This is a genomic window from Paraburkholderia atlantica, from assembly GCF_000092885.1.
In the GTDB taxonomy this organism is placed as follows: Bacteria; Pseudomonadota; Gammaproteobacteria; order Burkholderiales; family Burkholderiaceae; genus Paraburkholderia; species Paraburkholderia atlantica.
Genome location: NC_014117.1, coordinates 2930214 through 2946212, shown reverse-complemented (window position 1 = coordinate 2946212; position 15999 = coordinate 2930214). Strand labels below are relative to the sequence as shown.

The following is a 15999-nucleotide window of genomic DNA, read 5'->3' as shown; positions in this document are numbered from 1 at the left end:
CCGCACGGTGAGTGAAATGATTTCTAAATCTCAATTGATTTACCGGGGGAGCCGCATGCGGGGTACCTTGATCGCTGTTGCGACTGTCGCGGTTCTTGCCGGATGTTCCACGTACGACAGCCTGACCCAGCGCGTTGCCCAAAGCATTACGCCGTATCGGATTACGGTCGTGCAAGGTAACTTCGTGTCGCAGGAAATGGCCGGCCAGATGAAGGTCGGCATGACGCGCGCGCAGGTGCGTCAGGTGCTCGGCACGCCGCTGTTGACCGACATGTTCCACGCCGATCGGTGGGATTACACGTTCTATTTCAAGCGCGGCAACACCGCGATCGTTCAGCAGCGTGACTTCGTCGTGTTCTTCTCGGGCGACACCGTGACCCACTGGACGGGCGGCGAGGATCTGCCGACCAATCTCGAATTGCTGGCCGAAATCGACGGCGACCGCAGTGGCCGCCGCTCGACCGCGACGCCGCCGGCCGCCGCAAGCGCGGCCGTGGCCGCCAGCGACGCAGCCGCCGCAAGCGCGGCCGCAGCCGCCGCGGCGCCGGCCACGGTGGATACGACGCGCTCGCCGTCGGTAGAAGGCGCCCAGCAGGCCGCCACGCCGTCCATGGACGCCAACGCGGAAGCCGCCCAGGCGGCCAATCGCGCGACCAGCGCGGTGTCGACGCCGAGCGGCACGCCGTCCGTGCGTTCGGCCGTGCCGAGAGCGGGCGCTGGCGGGATCCCGACGCAAGGCCCGACGGCCGGTGGTCAGCCGCAGTTCCAGTTCAAACGTCCGCCGCCGCCGGCGCCGGAAAACGAGAGCAACCCGGTCGGCCCGACGGGCTCGCAAAGCGGCGACAGCTCGACGCCGAGCGCTTCGCCGTCGACGTCCGGAACGAGCAACTGATCCACTCGTCGGTGTTGTAAGGCGGGCTGCGCGCCAGATGGCCGGCGCCCGTCAGATGTGTGTTTGTCCGGCGTCAGGCGAGGCCGAAATGCGCCGCTTGGGCCGCATGAACCCGTTGCCGCAGTGGGTCGCGGCAGTGGGTCGCCGCAGCGGGCCGTATCAGTCAGTCATATAAGCGAGCCGTCCCGGTTGGCCGCGCGCATTGACTTCCGCAGCGAGCCGACCGGTGTTGCCGCAAGATCGTGCCGCCTGTCGCCGCTTGTCCCTATATCGAGCTGGCGCATTCCCCGGCACACTGGTCGGTGCATTCGCCGGGCCGCGTTTGCCGGGCTCCATCCCGGTTGACTCTTTTCGAATCCTCATCGTCATGAAAATTGCCATTGCAGGCGCATCGGGCCGTATGGGCCGCATGCTGATCGAAACCGTCCTCAACGATGCCGACGCGACGCTGTCCGGCGCGCTCTGCCGCACGGGCGCGCCGCAGCTTGGCCAGGACGCCGGCGCGTTCCTCGGCAAAGAGACCGGCGTGCTGCTGTCCGACGATATCGAGCGCGTGTTTGCCGAATCCGACTACCTGATCGACTTCACGCGCCCGGATGCGACGCTCGCGCATCTCGAAGCCGCGCAACGCCACGACGTGAAAATGGTGATCGGCACGACCGGCTTCGACAACGCGCAAAAAGCGCAGCTGCGCGCGGCGGCGCAGAAGATTGGCGTCGTGTTCGCGTCGAACATGAGCGTCGGCGTGAACGTTACGCTGAAGCTGCTCGAATACGCGGCGCGGCACTTCTCGACCGGCTACGACATCGAGATCATCGAGGCGCATCATCGCCACAAGGTCGACGCGCCGTCCGGCACCGCGCTGACGATGGGCGAAGTGATCGCGGGCGCGCTCGGCCGCAATCTCGACGATTGCGCGGTCTACGGCCGTGAAGGCGTGACCGGCGAGCGCGATCCGTCGACGATCGGCTTCTCGGCGATTCGCGGCGGCGATATCGTCGGCGATCATACGGTGCTGTTCGCGGGCATCGGCGAGCGCATCGAGATCACGCACAAATCGGCGAGCCGCCTGTCGTATGCACAAGGCGCACTTCGTGCTGTACGCTTCCTCGAAGGTCACGACAACGGCTTCTTCGACATGCAGGACGTGCTCGGCCTGCGTTGAGCGAAGTTGGTTGCGCATAGGCGGGGCAGCGCATCCCGAGCGCGCCCTCCCGAAGTCACTTTCCCAAGGCGAGGTCAGATGACAGGCAGCAGCGGCATCATCCATTACCTGCAAACGAGCGACGCGATTACGCATGCCGTCGCCTATGTGCTGCTGGCCATGTCGATTGCGAGCTGGTGTTTTCTGATCGTCAAGAGCTGGATTCTGACGCGCGCGAAACGCCAGTCCTCGCGAGCGATCACGCGCTTCTGGCAGGCTCCGACGCTCGCCGAGGGCGTCGCCATCCTGCGCCGCGCCGACCGCGAGCGCGTGTTCGCGCCGCTCGCCGAAGCGGCGCTCCATGCGGCCGAGGTCGACATTCCGGGCGCGCTGCTCGCGCGCGTCGAGCGCAGCGAACGGGTGCTGCGCGCGCTGCGCCAGGCGCTCAACGCGTCGCACCGGCGGCTCGAGTTCGGTCAGGTGCTGCTGGCGTCGGTCGGTAGCACCGCGCCGTTCGTCGGTCTGCTCGGCACCGTGTGGGGCATCTATCACGCGCTGGGCAGCATCGCGGCGAGCGGGCAGGCGCAGATCGAGAACGTCGCAGGACCGGTCGGCGAGGCGCTGATCATGACCGCGTTCGGTCTGGTGGTCGCGATTCCGGCCGTGCTCGGGTACAACGTGCTGGGCCGCCTCGTGCGGCAATTGACCGAGGAGCTGGACGGCTTCGCGCACGATCTGCACGCGTACGTGTGCTCCCCGGAGCACGCGCCGACGCCGCCGCGCGCGCAGCAGGCGGCGCACGAGGCACACCGCTGACGCCTGGTGTGCGGCGGGCACGATAAATCGCGACCTACCCCACACGACACACTGCCCATCGCAGGACCAAGCTCAGACGCAAGGAGGCGACATGGCATTCGGCGGACTCGAGAAGAAGCAGACGGCCGCCCCGATGGCCGAGATCAACATGACGCCGCTGATCGACGTGATGCTGGTGCTGCTGGTGATTTTCATCATTACCGCGCCGCTGTTCTCGCACGCGATCCGGCTCGAGCTGCCGAAGGTCGCGGCGGCGCCCGCGCGCCAGACCCCCCAGACCATCTCGCTGTCGATCGACGGCGCCGGCAAGCTCTACTGGAACGGCAAGCCGATCAGGCTCGCGCAGATGCGCGCGCAGTTCGCCGAGGCCGGCAAGCAGGCGAACCAGCCGGACATCCAACTGCGCGCGGAGCGCTCGACCCGCTATGAAGTGATCGCGCAGGTGATGGGCGCCGCGCAGCAGGCGGGGCTCGAGCGGATCGGCTTCGTGACGGACCCGCCGCCGCCCGCCGCGCAGCACTGAGCATCGCCGGGCGCCGCCGGGCGCGCACCGCGTCGACGAATCCGGCATACCCCGCCCCGCCATGCCGCGCGTAGCGGCGCACCCGTCCGCGAACGGTATAATCAGCCCTTTCCCCGCCGAAGGGGAAACGACGCAACGACATTCTGCAGAGCACCGGGCCGGTGCAAAAGCACCGAACCTAGCGATCCCATCACACCATGCACGAAAAATACGTTCCCTCCGACGTCGAAACCGCCGCGCAAGGGCAATGGCGCGCCATCGACGCCTACAAGACGACGGAAACCACCGACAAGCCCAAGTTCTACTGCGTCTCGATGCTGCCGTATCCGTCGGGCAAGCTGCACATGGGGCACGTGCGCAACTACACGATCAACGACGTGATGTACCGCTATCTGCGGATGAACGGCTACAACGTGCTGATGCCGATGGGTTGGGACGCGTTCGGCATGCCGGCGGAAAACGCCGCGATGGCCAACAACGTGCCGCCCGCGCAGTGGACCTACGACAACATCGCTTACATGAAGAAGCAGATGCAGTCGATGGGCCTCGCGATCGACTGGTCGCGTGAAGTCGCCACCTGCAGCCCCGACTACTACAAGTGGAACCAGTGGCTGTTCCTGAAGATGCTCGAAAAGGGCATCGCGTACAAGAAAACCGGCACCGTGAACTGGGACCCGGTCGACCAGACCGTGCTCGCGAACGAGCAGGTGATCGACGGGCGCGGCTGGCGCTCGGGCGCGCTCGTCGAAAAGCGCGAAATCCCGATGTACTACATGCGCATCACGCAGTACGCCGATGAACTGCTGAACGATCTCGACGGCCTCGGCTGGCCCGAGCGCGTGAAGATCATGCAGCAGAACTGGATCGGCAAGAGCTTCGGCGTGAACTTCGGCTTCCCGTACGAAATCGACGGTGAGCAGAAACTGCTGCGTGTGTTCACGACGCGCGCCGACACGATCATGGGCGTCACGTTCTGCGCGATCGCCGCCGAGCATCCGCTCGCCACGCGTCTCGCGCAAGACAAGCCAGAACTGCAGGCGTTCATCGACGAATGCAAGCGCGGCGGCGTCGCCGAAGCCGACGTCGCGACGATGGAAAAGAAGGGCATGGCGACCGGCTTCTACGTCACGCATCCGCTGACGCGCGAGCAGGTCGAGGTGTGGATCGGCAACTACGTGCTGATGACTTACGGCGAAGGCGCGGTGATGGGCGTGCCGGCGCACGACGAGCGCGACTTCGCGTTCGTGAAGAAGTACGGTCTGCCGGTAAAGCAGGTGGTCGCGGTCGAGGGCAAGGAGTTTTCGACGGAAGCCTGGGCGGAGTGGTACGGCGAAAAGACCGGCACGCTGGTCAATAGCGGCAAGTACGACGGCCTCGCGTACGACGAAGCGGTGGACCGCATCGCCGCCGATCTGAAGGAACTCGGCCTCGGCGACAAGCAGATCACGTGGCGTCTGCGTGACTGGGGCGTGTCGCGCCAGCGTTACTGGGGCACGCCGATTCCGATCATCCACTGCCCGAAGTGCGGCGACGTGCCGGTGCCGGAAAAAGACCTGCCGGTCGTGCTGCCGGAAGACCTCGTGCCGGACGGCACGGGCAATCCGCTCGCGAAGTCCGAGGCGTTCCTGAACTGCACGTGTCCGAACTGCGGCGGTGCGGCGAAGCGCGAAACCGACACGATGGACACTTTCGTCGATTCGTCGTGGTACTTCTACCGCTACGCGTCGCCGGATGCGAAGACGATGGTCGACGAGCGCACCGACTACTGGGCGCCGATGGATCAGTACATCGGCGGTATCGAGCATGCGATTCTGCACCTGTTGTACTCGCGCTTCTGGGCGAAGGTGATGCGCGATCTCGGTCTCGTGAAGTTCGGCGAGCCGGCGAAGAACCTGCTCACGCAGGGCATGGTGTTGAACGAAACCTACTACCGCGAAAACGAAGCGGGCAAGAAGACCTGGTACAACCCGGCGGATGTGACCGTGTCGTTCGACGACAAGGGCCGCCCGGTCGGCGCGGTGCTGAACGCTGACGGCCAACCGGTCGTGCTCGGCGGCGTCGAGAAGATGTCGAAGTCGAAGAACAACGGCGTCGATCCGCAGATGCTGATCGATCAGCACGGCGCGGACACTGCGCGTCTGTTCGTGATGTTCGCGGCTCCGCCCGAGCAGCAGCTCGAGTGGTCGGGGTCGGGCGTCGAAGGCGCGAGCCGCTTCCTGCGTCGCGTGTGGAACTTCGGCTATACGAACGAAGCCGCGCTGCGCACGGGTGGCCAGTTGGACGCCGCACAATTCAACGACGCGGACAAGGCGCTGCGTCGTGAGATCTATAGCGTGCTGAAGCAGGCCGATTTCGACTATCAGCGTCTGCAGTACAACACGGTGGTATCGGCCGCGATGAAGATGCTCAACGCGCTCGACGGCGCGAAGGGCGCGCAGACGGCCGTGCTGCGTGAGACCTACGGCGTGATGCTGCGCGTGCTGTACCCGGTCGTGCCGCACCTGACGTTCCAGTTGTGGCAGGAACTCGGCTACGCGGACGAATTCGGCCCGCTGCTCGACGCACCGTGGCCGAAGGTCGACGAGAAGGCGCTCGAACAGGCCGAGATCGAACTCGTGCTGCAGGTGAACGGCAAGGTGCGCGGCGCGATCACGGTCGCGAAGGACGCATCGCGCGAAGCGATCGAGCAGCAAGCGGCCGCGCACGAAATGGTCGCCAAATTCAGCGAAGGCAAGGCGCCGAAGAAGATCATCGTGGTGCCGGGCCGTCTCGTGAACGTGGTCGTTTGACGTTCCGAACCCTCATCCGGCAGATGGAGCGCCGCCCACCCGGCGACGTTCCTCGGCACCGCGAATCCACTGCGAACCGGGAGCGAATGTGACTCGCAGATCGTTTTTGACGCTCGCTTGCAGCGTAATAATGTTGTCGGCCTGCGGCTTCCAGTTGCGCGGCCAGCAGGACTTCGCATTCAAGCGTCTCTATGTGTCGGGCGGCTCGCCCGCGGCCATCGCGCGCTTCACGCGCATCGTGCAGGGCGGCAGCGACACCGTCGTGGTGAACTCGGTCGCCAATGCCGACGCGATCCTGCAGATCACGCAGAACCGCAACCTCAGCACGCTGACGCTGAATTCGCTGGGCGTCGTCGCCGAGTATCAGCTGAATCTGCAGATGACCTACACGCTGACCGGCAAGGACGGCACCGTGCTGATTCCGGGCAGCGTGATCGCACTGAACCGCGCGATGACCTATAGCGACCAGTTCTCGCAGGCGAAGGCCGCCGAGTCCGATATCCTGTTCGCCGACATGGAAAACGACGCGGTCGATCAGTTGATCCGCCGTCTCGGCGTGGTGCGCTCGCTGCATCCGACGCCTGCCGAGGCCGTGCCGGGTATCGTTCCGCGCGCGCCGCTGCCGCCGCCGCCGCTGTGAGCATCGCGCCGTCCGCGATGCGTCGAACCTCATCCATTCCGTCAACCGCCAGCCATGCAACTGCGACCTGACGCGCTCGAAGCGCATCTCGCCAAGGGCCTTGCCGGACTGTACGTCGTGTACGGCGACGAGCATCTGCTCGCCCAGGAAGCGTGCGACCTCATCCGCGCGGCGGCGCGCGCGGCGGGTTTCACCGATCGCTCGGTGTTCACGGTCGAGCGCGGTTTCGACTGGAGTTCGCTGCTCGGCGCGAGTCAGTCGATGTCGCTGTTCGGCGACCGGCAACTGGTCGAGTTGCGCATTCCGTCGGGCAAGCCGGGCAAGGAAGGCGCCGATGCGCTGAAGGCGCTAGCGTCCACCGTCAACGACGACGTGCTGACGATGATCACCCTGCCGCGTCTCGATGCGGCCACGCAGAAGTCGGCATGGTTCACCGCGCTCGCCGACGCCGGCGTCGCGCTGAAGATCGATCCGGTCGAGCGCGCGCAGCTGCCGAACTGGGTCGGGCAGCGACTCGCGGCTCAAGGCCAGCGCGTCGCAGCCGGCGAGGAAGGGCGGCGCGCGCTCGCGTTCATCGCCGAGCGCGTCGAGGGCAATCTACTCGCCGCGCATCAGGAAATCCAGAAACTCGGGCTGCTGTATCCGAGCGGTTCGCTGAGCTTCGATCAGGTGCAGGACGCAGTGCTCAACGTCGCGCGCTACGACGTGTTCAAGCTCAACGAGGCGATGCTCGCGGGCGACGTCGGCCGTCTCGCGCGCATGCTCGACGGCCTGCGCGGTGAAGGCGAGGCGGCGGTGCTCGTGCTGTGGGCCGTTGTCGAGGAAGTGCGCACGCTGTTGCGGATCAAGCGCGGCGTCGCGGCCGGCAAGCCGCTCGCGATGCTCACGCGCGAGAACCGCGTGTGGGGTCCGCGCGAACGGCTGATCGGGCCGGCGCTGTCGCGTGTCAGCGAGGCGGCGCTCGAGAAGGCGCTCGCTTTGGCGGCGCGGCTGGACCGGCAGGTCAAGGGCTTGTCGGGCGGCACGCCGGGCAATCATCGCAACGATCCGCCGCCCGATCCGTGGGACGGCCTGTTCGAACTCGCGATGACGGTGGCCGCGCCAAAAACGTCGGCGGCGTCGCCAGTGCCGCCGCCGCGACCTCGGGCACCGACTGCGGCGCCAGCGCGGCGGCCAATCTAAGCAGCTGGGCGCGGGGGAGCTTCGGCAGCGATTGCTATCGCGCAGCAACCGTCAGTCGCTTCGCATGCAGACCACTGCGTTTCGCGTGCCACACGCTCGACGCAACGCATCGGCAAGCCCGCGACAGCACAGCGCACCCGCTGCCCCTCGCGAGCAAAGGCCCGGTACCCGACTTACAATCGTTTGATCTTTCGCTAATCTTGCCCGACCACCGCACGCCAACGTGCGGGCATCACGAGAATGACCATGGATATCGACCAGTACATGACCGACCTCGGCCAACGCGCTCGCCAGGCTTCGCGCGCGATGGCGCGGGCGTCGACCGCCGCGAAGAATGCGGCGCTTGCAGCCGTTGCCGAGGCGATCGAGCGCGATGCCGATTTGCTGAAGGCCGCCAACGCGCGCGACCTCGAACGCGCCCGCGGCAAGGGCCACGACGCCGCGTTCATCGACCGTCTGACGCTGTCCGACAAGGCGCTGAAGACGATGGTCGAAGGCCTGCGCCAGGTCGCGGCGCTGGCCGATCCGATCGGCGAAATCAGCAATCTGAAGTATCGGCCGAGCGGCATCCAGGTCGGCCAGATGCGTGTGCCGCTCGGCGTGATCGGCATCATCTACGAATCGCGCCCGAACGTGACGATCGACGCGGCCGCGCTGTGCCTGAAGTCAGGCAACGCGACTATTCTGCGCGGCGGCTCGGAAGCGCTCGAATGCAATACCGCGCTCGCGAAGCTGATCGGCGAAGGGCTCGAGGCAGCCGGTCTGCCGCAAGACGCGGTGCAGGTGGTCGCGACGTCGGACCGCGCGGCGGTCGGCAAGCTGATCACGATGACCGAATACGTCGACGTGATCGTGCCGCGCGGCGGCAAGAGCCTGATCGAGCGTCTGATGAGCGAAGCGCGCGTGCCGATGATCAAGCACCTCGACGGCATCTGCCACGTCTATGTCGACGATCGCGCGGACCTGGCGAAGGCGCTCAACGTCTGCGACAACGCGAAGACGCACCGCTACGGCACCTGCAACACGATGGAAACGCTGCTGGTCGCGCGCGGTATCGCGGCCGAAGTGCTGCCGCCGCTGGGCAAGCTGTATCGCAGCAAGGACGTCGAGCTGCGCGTCGATGCGGCGGCGCGCGCGGTGCTGGCCGATGCGGGCGTCGGCCCGCTCGTCGACGCGACCGAGGAAGACTGGCGCACCGAATATCTGGCGCCGGTGCTCGCGATCAAGGTGGTCGACGGCATCGACGCGGCGATCGAGCACATCAACTCGTATAGCTCGCAGCACACCGATGCGATCGTCACCGAAGACCACGACCGCGCAATGCGCTTCCTGCGCGAAGTCGATTCGGCGAGCGTGATGGTCAATGCGTCGACGCGTTTCGCGGACGGCTTCGAGTTCGGCCTCGGCGCCGAGATCGGGATTTCGAACGACAAGCTGCACGCGCGCGGCCCGGTCGGCCTCGAAGGGCTGACGTCGCTGAAGTACGTCGTGCTCGGCCACGGCGAAGCTCGTCAATAAGCACGAATCGAAGCACCGCAACAACGAACACCACAACAACAAGGACCACAAGGACCCCCGCCGATGCTTTGGGTAAAGACGTTTCACATCGTGTTGATTGCCTCCTGGTTTGCCGGCCTGTTCTATCTGCCGCGCATCTTCGTCAATCTGGCGATGGAAACGGAACCCGCCGCGACGGCGCGTCTTTTGCTGATGGCGCGCAAGCTGTTCCGCTTCATGAGCTTCATCGCCGTGCCCGCGATCGCGTGCGGCTTGTGGTTGTGGCTCGTGATCGGCATCGGCAGCGGGCAGGGTTGGATTCACGCGAAGGTTGGCGTGGTCGTGCTGCTCGTCATCTATCACGCGTATTGCGGCGTGCTGCTGCGCACATTCGAGCGCGGCGAAAATCGCCGCTCGGACAAGTGGTATCGAATGTTCAACGAGCTGCCGGTGCTCGGGATGCTCGCGGCGGTCGCGCTGGTGGTGATCAAGCCGTTCTGAGCGGCTGACGGCGTTCGGCAGGGCGCTGGAAAAGACAAAAGGGCGGTGTGCCGGTTGAATGGCACACCGCCCTTTTGCGTTATCTCCGTCGTTCCGCTCTTTATCGGACCGGATTACCCCTGCGAGTCCACCCGCCGCCGGTGAATCACTTCCTTCGTCTGCGCGAGCTTCTCCACCAGTTCGGGCCCACGGCTCAACGCGACGCCGACCGCCAGAATGTCGCCGATCGCCAGATGCGATACGCGCGAGGTCATCGGCGAAAAGATGTCGGTGTCTTCGTCGACGTTTGCGAAGAGGCCCACGGTTGCGAGCCGCGCGAGCGGCGAGTTGCCGTGGGTGATCGCGATCACCTTCGCGCCCGCATTAAGCGCGGCCTTCGCGGCATCGATGATGTCGCGCGTGCGGCCCGTGTTGGAAATCGCGACGACTACGTCGCCCGGCCCGAGCAGCGCGGCCGACATCAAAAACGTGTGCGGGTCCGAATACGCGACGCTCGGCATGCCGAGCCGGAAGAACTTGTGCTGCACGTCGAGCGCGGCGATGCCCGAGCCGCCCGCGCCATAGAACTCGATGCGCTTCGCCTGCGCAAGCATGTCGATCGCCGCCGCGACGCTATCCGCCGACAGATTGTTGCGCACCTGAATAAGCGCGCCGATGGTCCGGTCGAGCACCTTCGCGGCGACGCCCGGCGTCGGCTCGTCGGGCCGCACGTCGCGATAGACGGCGGGCACTTCGCTGGCGATGCCCTGCGCGAGCCGGATCTTGAATTCGCGAAAGCCGGAAAAACCGAGCGCATGGCAGAAGCGCGCGATCGTCGGCTGACTCACGCCCGCGCGCGCGGCGACCTCGGTCATCGACAGATCGAGCACTTCGCGCGGCGCCTCGATCACATAATCGGCCAGCTTGCGCTCGGACGGGCGCAGCTGGTCACGCATCTCTTCCACTTGGGACAGCATCATCGGAAAACTCGCACTATGCTGAAGAACGTGTGGACTATATCCGATTGGTGGTTGGCGCACAAAAGCTAGGTACAAAAACTACATATCGGCGAGTCAGTGTATTCCCTGGGTTTCGGCTGCAAAGCGCTGAGACGCCGCCAATTGGGCGACTCATCGATTCATGCGATGCGGCACCGCAACAGCGTTCGTAATTGCGAGCATGTAGTTTTTCTACTAATATGGCGTCGTTCGATATCACAACCCCGCGATACCGCCTGGTGTCATGCGTGCGCCTGCCGCCAGCGACGAAGGAGCTCCGATGGTTTCCCCGCATACGCAATTGTTGAAGGTCACGCAACGCGTGATCGAGCGCAGCAAGCCCACGCGTGAAGCGTATCTGGCCCGCATCCAGCACGCGCAGGGGCGCTTTCCGGCACGCGGCGCGTTGTCGTGCGCGAACCTGGCCCACGGTTTCGCCGGTCTCGAAGGCAACGACAAGCTCGTGATCAAGCAGATCCGCGAGCCCAACATCGGCATCGTGTCGTCGTACAACGAGATGCTGTCGGCGCACGCGCCGTACAAAAACTACCCGGACATCATCAAGCAGGCCGCGCGCGAAAACGGCGGCGTCGCGCAATTCGCGGGCGGCGTGCCGGCGATGTGCGACGGCATCACGCAGGGCAACGCGGGCATGGAACTGTCGCTGTTCTCGCGCGAAGTGATCGCGATGAGCACAGCCGTCGCGCTCACCCACAACATGTTCGACGCGGCGCTGTGCCTCGGCATCTGCGACAAGATCGTGCCGGGCCTGTTGATCGGCGCGCTGCAATTCGGCCATCTGCCGACCATTTTCGTGCCGGCCGGCCCGATGACGAGCGGCCTGTCCAACGACGACAAAGCCAAGACGCGCCAGCAGTTCGCGACCGGCCAGTGCGGCCGCGAAGCGCTGCTCGAAGCGGAAGCGGCCGCGTATCACAGCCACGGCACCTGCACCTTCTACGGCACCGCGAACAGCAACCAGATGCTGATGGAAGTGATGGGCCTGCATCTGCCGGGCTCGGCCTTCGTGCATCCGCACACGCCGCTGCGCGACGCGCTGACTGCCCAGGCCGCGCGCCGCGTACTCGATCTGACGGTCGAGCGCGGCCACTACATGCCGATCGGCCATGTGATCGACGAGAAGGCGATCGTCAACGGCATCGTCGCGCTGCTGGCAACCGGCGGCTCGACCAATCACACGCTGCACCTCGTCGCGATCGCGCGCGCGGCCGGCATCATCATCGACTGGGACGACTTCGACACGCTGTCGCAGGCGGTGCCGCTGCTCGCGAAGATCTATCCGAACGGCAAGGCCGACGTGAACCACTTCCACGCGGCGGGCGGCGTCGCGTTCCTCGTGCGCAATCTGCTCGAAGGCGGTCTGCTGCATGAAGACGTGAACACCGTCGCGGGCAAGGGCCTGAAGCGCTACACCGAGGAGCCCAAGCTGCTCGACGGCAAGCTGCAATGGGTCGCGGGCGTCGAGGCGAGCGCGGACACCGCGGTGCTGCGCGGCATCCATGAGCCGTTCCAGCCGGACGGCGGCCTGCGTCTGATGCAGGGCAAACTCGGCCGCGGCGTGATCAAGATTTCAGCGGTCGCGGCGCAGCATCGCAAGGTGAAGGCGCCGGCAATCGTGTTCGATTCGCAGGAGGCGGTGCAGGAAGCGTTCGACAAGGGCGAGCTCAAGCGCGACTTCATCGCGGTGGTGCGCTTCCAGGGCGCCCGCGCAAACGGCATGCCCGAGCTGCATCGTTTGACGCCGCTGCTCGGTGTGTTGCAGGATCAGGGTTTCCATGTCGCGCTGGTGACCGACGGCCGTATGTCGGGCGCGTCGGGCAAGGTGCCGGCGGTCATTCATGTGTCGCCGGAAGCGTTGCTGCAGGGCCCGCTCGGCAAGGTTCGCACTGGCGACATGCTGGTCATCGACGCCGAAGCGGGCGTGCTCGACATCGAGATCGACGCCGCCGAATGGGCCGCGCGTCCGAACGCCGAGCCGTTGCATCAGGCGGACAACGAAGCCGGCTTCGGCCGTGAGCTGTTCGGCGTATTCCGCGCCGCGGCGGCGCCGGCGGAGCAGGGTGCGTCGGTGTTCGGCAAGCTGATCGGCGAGGGCGGCGCGCTCGACGGCCAGCACGGCCACGGCAGCCACCACAAGCACGCCGACAAGCACGCCCATCAACCCAGCGACCATCACGCGAGCACCGCGCAAGCCGGCGCGGCGCTGCAGAAACAAGGAGTCTGACTATGACGTCGAAAACAGTAAGCGATATCGTGCGCCTCGGCCCGGTGATTCCGGTGCTCGCGTTCGACACGGTCGAACAGGGCGAACACGTGTCGCGCGCGTTGCACGCGGGCGGCGTGAAGGTGCTCGAAATCACGCTGCGCACGCCGGCGGGCCTCGGCGCGATCGAGCGTGCGTGTGAGCTCGCCGACGACATCGTGGTCGGTGTCGGCACGATCACGAAGCCCGAGCATTGCGCGCAAGCGAAGAAGGCGGGCGCGCAGTTCGGCGTGTCGCCGGGTCTGACCAAGGACATGCACCAGGCCGCGCAGGACGTGGGTCTGCCGCTGCTGCCCGGCGTGATGACGCCGTCGGACATCATCCTCGCGCTCGAACTCGGCTACGAGATCGTCAAGTTCTTCCCCGCGCAGCAGGCGGGCGGCGTGCCGATGCTGCAGGCATTCCACGGTCCGTTCCCGGCACTGAAGTTCTGCCCGACCGGCGGCATTACGCCTGAAAGCGCGCCGCACTTCCTGTCGCTGCCGAACGTGGTCTGCGTCGGCGGTTCGTGGCTCACGCCGAAGGCCGCGCTCGCCGCGCAGAACTGGGACGAGGTAACGCGCCTAGCGCGCGCCGCGAGCCAGTTGGCGGCGCCCGCGCACTAAGCCCCACGACACACCAGCGCATCGGTTAACTGAACCGGGCCCAGGAGTCTCGTCGATACAGCCGCATCAGGCTGTCGCGCCGAGACTCTTTTTTGCTTGATATGCGTGCTGGATTTGCGCGCGTTTTTGAAACAAACAGTAAAATTCAGCGTCCGCGCGGTCAGCCGGGTTTCAGGCATCGCGCAGATTGCCGTGAGACGAAGTGCCGGCCGCATCCGCACTCTGAAACCAATAAACCTAAGGAGGGGCTTCATGGAATCTGCCCACGGAAGCATGCTGCTGGTCTACGCGTTAATCGCGATCGCGTTGCTGATCTTCATGATCACGCGCCTGAAGGTCTATCCGTTTCTCGTTCTGATCATCGTGTCGTTGCTGCTGGGCCTCGTGGCCGGCATGCCGATGCAGACCATCGTCAAATCGTTCGAAACGGGTAACGGCAACACGCTCGGACACATAGCCATCGTCGTCGGTCTCGGCACGATGCTCGGCAAGATGATGGCCGAATCGGGCGGCGCCGAGCGCGTCGCGACCACGCTGATCAACTGGTTCGGTGAGAAACACATTCACTGGGCGATGATGGTCGTCGCGATCATCGTCGGCTTGCCGGTGTTCTTCGAAGTCGGTTTCGTGCTGCTGATTCCGATTGCGTTCAACGTTGCGAAGCGCACCAACAAATCGCTGCTGCTGGTCGGCCTGCCGATGGTCGCGGGTCTGTCCGTCGTGCACGGGCTGATTCCGCCGCACCCGGCCGCGCTGCTCGCCGTGCAGGCGTATCACGCGGATATCGGCAAGACGATCGCCTATGGTCTGATCGTCGGCATCCCCTGCGCGATCGTCGCCGGTCCGCTGTTCGCGCTGCTGGTGAGCCGCCATATCCAGTTGCCGAAGGAAAATCCGCTTGCCGCGCAATTTCTCAGCCACGACGCGAATAACGGCAACGGCGTGAAAACCGACGCACCGAAGCGCGAACTGCCGGGCTTCGGCATCACGCTGGCCACGATCCTGTTGCCGGTGGTTCTGATGCTGGTCGGCAGTTGGGCTGACCTGGTGTTCGAACCGAAGACGCTGCCGAACGATCTGCTGCGCTTCTTCGGCAACACCGACGTCGCGCTGCTGACGGCCGTGCTGGTCAGCTTCTGGACCTTCGGCGCGAGCCGCGGCTTTAACCGCGAGCAGATCCAGAAGTTTTGCGGCGAGTGTCTGGCGCCGATCGCGGGTATTACACTGATCGTCGGTGCGGGCGGCGGTTTTGGCCGGGTGCTGATGGATAGCGGCATTTCGAAGGAAATCACCAACGTGGCGACCGCGGTGCATCTGTCGCCGCTGCTGTTCGGCTGGATCGTCGCGGCGATGATCCGTCTCGCGACCGGTTCGGCCACCGTCGCGATGACGACCGCCTGCGGCATCGTCGCGCCGATCGCGGCGGCCGGTGCGGTGCAGGTGAAACCGGAACTGATGGTGCTCGCGACCGGCTCGGGCTCGCTGATCTTCTCGCACGTGAACGATGGCGGTTTCTGGCTGATCAAGGAATATTTCGGCATGACGGTGGTGCAGACCTTCAAGACGTGGTCGCTCCTCGAAACCATCATTTCGGTGATGGGGCTGGCCTTGACCTTCGCACTCGCGGCGGTCCTGTAAGGAGTTTCAAATGATTCTGATCGCAATGGGCGTGTCGGGCGCCGGCAAGACGAGGATTGGCGAAATGCTGGCCGAGCGCCTGCATTGTGCGTTCACCGACGGCGACGCGTTCCATAGCGCGGCGAACAAGGAAAAGATGCACCACGGCATCCCGCTCACCGACGAAGACCGTTGGCCGTGGCTGAAGACGATCCGCGCGGCGATCGAGGAAAAGCAGAAGGCGGGCGAAACGGCGGTATTCACGTGTTCGTCGCTGAAGCGCTCGTATCGCGACATTCTGCGTGCCGGCGACAAGGACGTGTGCTTCGTCTACCTGAAGGGTTCGCGCGAGGTGCTCGCGGAGCGTCTCGGTCATCGCACCGGGCATTTCTTCGATCCGTCGCTGCTGCAAAGCCAGCTCGACACGCTCGAGGAGCCGGGTGACGACGAAGCGATCACGGTCAGCATCGATCTGACGCCGGAGCAGATCGTCGACGAGGTGCTCAAGCAGGTCGAAGCGCGCTGAGTCTTT

14 protein-coding genes are annotated in these 15999 nt (G+C 65.3%); 13 read left to right on the top strand and 1 reads right to left on the bottom strand.

The genetic code is table 11. From position 1 onward, the window contains the following. Nucleotides 1-55: 55 nt before the first annotated feature. The 9 genes from BC1002_RS13225 to BC1002_RS13185 all read left to right on the top strand — a co-directional run bounded on the left by BC1002_RS13225 (nucleotide 56) and on the right by BC1002_RS13185 (nucleotide 9984). Nucleotides 56-892 carry an outer membrane protein assembly factor BamE gene (locus BC1002_RS13225; RefSeq protein WP_013090533.1) on the top strand — a complete coding sequence of 279 codons (837 nt, stop codon included), beginning with the start codon at nucleotides 56-58 and terminating at the stop codon, nucleotides 890-892. A gap of 367 nt (nucleotides 893-1259) precedes the next feature. Beyond that, the gene (gene dapB, locus BC1002_RS13220) at nucleotides 1260-2057 is read left to right on the top strand and encodes a 4-hydroxy-tetrahydrodipicolinate reductase (protein WP_013090532.1); all 798 of its coding nucleotides are present in this window, start codon (nucleotides 1260-1262) and stop codon (nucleotides 2055-2057) included. 78 nt (nucleotides 2058-2135) lie between these two features. Next, entirely contained in the window at nucleotides 2136-2852 is a 717-nt protein-coding gene (locus tag BC1002_RS13215) for a MotA/TolQ/ExbB proton channel family protein (protein ID WP_013090531.1), read from the top strand. Nucleotides 2853-2943: 91 nt separating this feature from the next. Continuing rightward, on the top strand, nucleotides 2944-3375 hold the full coding sequence (locus BC1002_RS13210) for an ExbD/TolR family protein (protein ID WP_013090530.1): 432 nt from the start codon (nucleotides 2944-2946) through the stop codon (nucleotides 3373-3375). 197 nt (nucleotides 3376-3572) lie between these two features. Continuing rightward, nucleotides 3573-6164 (top strand): leucine--tRNA ligase, encoded by a 2592-nt coding sequence (gene leuS / locus BC1002_RS13205; RefSeq protein ID WP_013090529.1) that lies wholly within the window; start codon nucleotides 3573-3575, stop codon nucleotides 6162-6164. 88 nt (nucleotides 6165-6252) lie between these two features. Then, nucleotides 6253-6804: an LPS-assembly lipoprotein LptE gene (locus tag BC1002_RS13200; RefSeq protein ID WP_013090528.1), complete on the top strand. Its 552-nt coding sequence runs from the start codon at nucleotides 6253-6255 to the stop codon at nucleotides 6802-6804. Between the two features lie 54 nt (nucleotides 6805-6858). After that, entirely contained in the window at nucleotides 6859-7986 is a 1128-nt protein-coding gene (gene holA, locus BC1002_RS13195) for a DNA polymerase III subunit delta (protein ID WP_013090527.1), read from the top strand. 246 nt (nucleotides 7987-8232) lie between these two features. Further along, nucleotides 8233-9504 carry a glutamate-5-semialdehyde dehydrogenase gene (locus BC1002_RS13190; RefSeq protein ID WP_013090526.1) on the top strand — a complete coding sequence of 424 codons (1272 nt, stop codon included), beginning with the start codon at nucleotides 8233-8235 and terminating at the stop codon, nucleotides 9502-9504. A 63-nt stretch (nucleotides 9505-9567) separates the two neighbouring features. Continuing rightward, nucleotides 9568-9984, top strand: coding sequence for a CopD family protein (locus tag BC1002_RS13185; protein WP_013090525.1), 417 nt, complete (start codon nucleotides 9568-9570; stop codon nucleotides 9982-9984). Between the two features lie 113 nt (nucleotides 9985-10097). Here the strand turns inward: BC1002_RS13185 and BC1002_RS13180 are convergent, their stop codons facing one another. Further along, the gene (locus BC1002_RS13180; protein WP_013090524.1) at nucleotides 10098-10943 is read right to left on the bottom strand and encodes a MurR/RpiR family transcriptional regulator; all 846 of its coding nucleotides are present in this window, start codon (nucleotides 10941-10943) and stop codon (nucleotides 10098-10100) included. A gap of 298 nt (nucleotides 10944-11241) precedes the next feature. Between BC1002_RS13180 and edd the strand changes: the two genes are divergently transcribed. The 4 genes from edd (at nucleotide 11242) to BC1002_RS13160 (ending at nucleotide 15993) form a co-directional block, all read left to right on the top strand. Continuing rightward, nucleotides 11242-13206, top strand: coding sequence for a phosphogluconate dehydratase (gene edd, locus BC1002_RS13175; RefSeq protein WP_013090523.1), 1965 nt, complete (start codon nucleotides 11242-11244; stop codon nucleotides 13204-13206). Nucleotides 13207-13208: 2 nt separating this feature from the next. Further along, nucleotides 13209-13850, top strand: coding sequence for a bifunctional 4-hydroxy-2-oxoglutarate aldolase/2-dehydro-3-deoxy-phosphogluconate aldolase (gene eda, locus BC1002_RS13170; RefSeq protein WP_013090522.1), 642 nt, complete (start codon nucleotides 13209-13211; stop codon nucleotides 13848-13850). A gap of 252 nt (nucleotides 13851-14102) precedes the next feature. Continuing rightward, nucleotides 14103-15488 carry a GntP family permease gene (locus tag BC1002_RS13165; RefSeq protein ID WP_013090521.1) on the top strand — a complete coding sequence of 462 codons (1386 nt, stop codon included), beginning with the start codon at nucleotides 14103-14105 and terminating at the stop codon, nucleotides 15486-15488. Nucleotides 15489-15498: 10 nt separating this feature from the next. After that, nucleotides 15499-15993, top strand: a complete 495-nt coding sequence (locus tag BC1002_RS13160) for a gluconokinase (protein ID WP_013090520.1) — start codon at nucleotides 15499-15501, stop codon at nucleotides 15991-15993. The last annotated feature ends 6 nt before the right edge of the window (nucleotides 15994-15999 follow it).

Coding starts and splice junctions, on each gene's coding strand:
- holA (WP_013090527.1), top strand. CDS start 6,859: ATGCAACTGCGACCTGACGCGCTCGAAGCGCATCTCGCCAAGGGCCTT.
- BC1002_RS13180 (WP_013090524.1), bottom strand. CDS start 10,943: ATGATGCTGTCCCAAGTGGAAGAGATGCGTGACCAGCTGCGCCCGTCC.
- BC1002_RS13185 (WP_013090525.1), top strand. CDS start 9,568: ATGCTTTGGGTAAAGACGTTTCACATCGTGTTGATTGCCTCCTGGTTT.
- edd (WP_013090523.1), top strand. CDS start 11,242: ATGGTTTCCCCGCATACGCAATTGTTGAAGGTCACGCAACGCGTGATC.
- BC1002_RS13160 (WP_013090520.1), top strand. CDS start 15,499: ATGATTCTGATCGCAATGGGCGTGTCGGGCGCCGGCAAGACGAGGATT.
- BC1002_RS13165 (WP_013090521.1), top strand. CDS start 14,103: ATGGAATCTGCCCACGGAAGCATGCTGCTGGTCTACGCGTTAATCGCG.
- BC1002_RS13225 (WP_013090533.1), top strand. CDS start 56: ATGCGGGGTACCTTGATCGCTGTTGCGACTGTCGCGGTTCTTGCCGGA.
- BC1002_RS13215 (WP_013090531.1), top strand. CDS start 2,136: ATGACAGGCAGCAGCGGCATCATCCATTACCTGCAAACGAGCGACGCG.
- eda (WP_013090522.1), top strand. CDS start 13,209: ATGACGTCGAAAACAGTAAGCGATATCGTGCGCCTCGGCCCGGTGATT.
- BC1002_RS13210 (WP_013090530.1), top strand. CDS start 2,944: ATGGCATTCGGCGGACTCGAGAAGAAGCAGACGGCCGCCCCGATGGCC.
- BC1002_RS13190 (WP_013090526.1), top strand. CDS start 8,233: ATGGATATCGACCAGTACATGACCGACCTCGGCCAACGCGCTCGCCAG.
- leuS (WP_013090529.1), top strand. CDS start 3,573: ATGCACGAAAAATACGTTCCCTCCGACGTCGAAACCGCCGCGCAAGGG.
- dapB (WP_013090532.1), top strand. CDS start 1,260: ATGAAAATTGCCATTGCAGGCGCATCGGGCCGTATGGGCCGCATGCTG.